3 protein-coding genes are annotated in these 2,170 nt (G+C 47.9%); all 3 read right to left on the reverse strand.

Annotated features, from left to right (window positions below; all coding sequences use genetic code 11):
• Positions 1–87, reverse strand: an 87-nt coding sequence (locus tag KDK18_RS01105; RefSeq protein WP_257252583.1) for an aspartate carbamoyltransferase regulatory subunit, incomplete at its 3' end; no start/stop codon positions are given.
• Between the two features lie 13 nt (positions 88–100).
• On the reverse strand, positions 101–1,021 hold the full coding sequence (gene pyrB, locus KDK18_RS01110; RefSeq protein ID WP_257252578.1) for an aspartate carbamoyltransferase: 921 nt from the start codon (positions 1,019–1,021) through the stop codon (positions 101–103).
• A gap of 422 nt (positions 1,022–1,443) precedes the next feature.
• Positions 1,444–2,170 (reverse strand): ABC transporter substrate-binding protein (locus tag KDK18_RS01115; RefSeq protein ID WP_257252580.1); only part of this gene is annotated, 727 nt, incomplete at its 5' end.

The following is a 2,170-nucleotide window of genomic DNA, read 5'->3' on the forward strand; positions in this document are numbered from 1 at the left end:
GTCCAGAATTTTAACACCTTGACCGGCAGGGATATGGTCAATGACGGTGCCTTTGCGAATGGCCTCAACCTGAAGCTTGTTAGTCACTGCAGTGTCTCCCTCAGATACTTTTGTTCAAAACCAGAGCCAGGAGCGCCTGACGGGCATAGACCCCATTCTCGGCCTGCTGAAAATAGTAAGCATGAGGCGTATTATCAACAGCCACTTCTATTTCGTTGACCCGGGGCAGGGGGTGAAGAATTTTCAGGCTCTCTCTGGCTCCTTTCAGGCTTTCGACACCCAGAATGTACTTAGAGGCCATGTGCATGTATTCAGTTTCATCAAAGCGCTCTTTTTGAACCCGTGTCATATAAATAATGTCAGACTCAGGCACCACTTCTTCAATGCTCCAGGCTTTGCGGTAGCGAATACCTTTTTCATCCAGTTCTTCCAGCAGGTAATCGGGCATTGAAAGCGCGTCGGGTGCAATAAAGTTAAATTTGGCACCGAACAGTGCCATGGCCTGAACCAATGAGTGAACAGTTCTGCCGTATTTAAGGTCACCGACAAAGGTGATGGTCAGGTCGTCCAGTGTCCCCTGACATTCTCTAATACTGAAAAGATCCAGCAACGTCTGTGTCGGGTGCTGGTTGGCACCATCACCGCCATTAATGATTGGGACATTGGAGAATTCAGAGGCCAATCGTGCCGCACCTTCCTGAGGATGACGCATGATGAAGGCATCAGTATAAGAACTGATGATTTTGACTGAATCGGCCAGTGTTTCGCCTTTTTTGGCCGAGGTGTTACTGCTGTCAGAGAAACCAATCAGGGTTCCTCCCAGCCTCTGTACAGCGGTTTCGAATGAGAGACGGGTTCGGGTCGAAGCCTCAAAGAAGCAGCTGGCAATCACCTTGCCCTCTAGCAGATCGGGACGTGGTGCTCTTTTAAGCTGGGCGGCAGTTTCCAGAATCTGTTCGAGGTCTGAACGATTCAGGTCTGCTATGGAAATGATGTCCCTCAGATAGAGCTGGTTTTCCATCAAGAGTTACCTGTTCCTGAATAAGGGTGAAGAATGGGGAGATGGTGCCAAATAGCTGATGAAGCTACAGGGTGGGCACAAACCAAAAAAAAGCCCCTGATTAAGGAGCTTTTTCTGAAAAACGGACCACTGTTGATACCGGTCGGCACCCTGCTCAGGCGTGTGTTTGAAACAGAACAGCCAGTTTCGGATCTCATTCGCGTGTGTTCGTCACAGTATACGTTTCAGCTCTGACAGCCTATGGGCATTATGTTGCCATTAAAAATAAGTTAAAGAAGCCTGCGCTTACAGGCAAGTCTTTGTAGGCAAATTGGTAACTACTCTACCGATGAAAAAAAACCAAATCAAGAGCTTGTTGATAGTGATTTTCTTTTTGGCCAGAGATTGCTCATTGAGAGAGGTAAGCGATCAAAATGGAAAAATCATGGATTCTTGTCTGGCTTGTACCACCAGTTACTCAGGTCGAGCCAGTAAAGATGGTCTTGTGGTGGATGACCAAGGTGGTGCCAGTAAGCCAGATGAGTCTTTTGAGTATGCCACTTGGGAATGACGTAGTGGCCCCACATCAGTACCCGGTCCATAGCCCTGACAATGGGTATCAGTTTTTCATAGCTGTCTGCATTTGTTGCCTCGGCTAGCAGGTGGTCAATGACCGGGTTTTTGATGCCGACAATGTTACCACTTTGTTTTTCCATGACGACTTTACTGCTCCACATATGATACAGCTCGTTGCCCGGATAAGTGGACTGCCAGAAATACCAGTCCACCATTTCGAAATCTGACTCCCTGACTCTTTTTCGAAACAGGCTTTTGTCGAGAGTCTTTATGTTCAATGTTATGCCAAGGTCAGCAAGACTTTTACGGTAAGAAAGTAACAAACGTTCCTGTTTAGGGTCTTCGGTCAGCAGGCTGAGAGTGAGAGGCTTGCCTGAGGCTGTATCTATCATCCGCCCGTTTTCCAACCGGTATCCTGCTCTTTTGAAGAGAGCCAGAGCTTTCCTGACATTCTCCCTGTTTTTACCGCTTCCGTCTGAAACGGGGAGAATGACGGCTTGCTTGAAAAGTTCACTGGGTAACTGCTCCTGAAACGGCTCCAGTAGCTTGAGTTCTTCTTCTGTCGGCAGACCTGTGGCTGAGAGAGGTGAGTTA

The sequence above is a fragment of the Endozoicomonas sp. SESOKO3 genome (genome assembly GCF_024606255.1).